Below are 323 nucleotides of genomic sequence, written 5' to 3' on the forward strand. Positions count from 1 at the left end.
TTATTTGAGTTATCAGGCACTTGAACAGCTATTTTAGTCTCAGGGTATTTATCCTCATCAATATGACTAATAAAAGGCACAAACCCCATTACACCCGGGCGTGTTGCCACTATATCAAGGTGGCATACAATATCAGCCCATTTAAAACAACAATTACCCAGCTCATCACGCTCTTCACAACCAGGTATCTTATAGGTAAAGCCGACTAACTGTTTTTTTCTGTCAAAATATATTTGCTTTTTAGGGAGGTAACTCTCTGTTATTGGTAATAAATTAAGAAAAAACAGGTTCCAAGAAAAAGTAAGTGCGGGCACCCACCAATG

1 pseudogene is annotated in these 323 nt (G+C 38.1%); it reads right to left on the minus strand.

Features of this window, described 5'->3' with window-relative positions:
• Positions 1–323, minus strand: a pseudogene (locus tag H5158_RS22975) (hypothetical protein); the annotation flags it as partial.

The organism is Pseudoalteromonas sp. SR45-6, from assembly GCF_014163545.1.
GTDB classification, from domain to species: domain Bacteria; phylum Pseudomonadota; class Gammaproteobacteria; order Enterobacterales; family Alteromonadaceae; genus Pseudoalteromonas; species Pseudoalteromonas rhizosphaerae.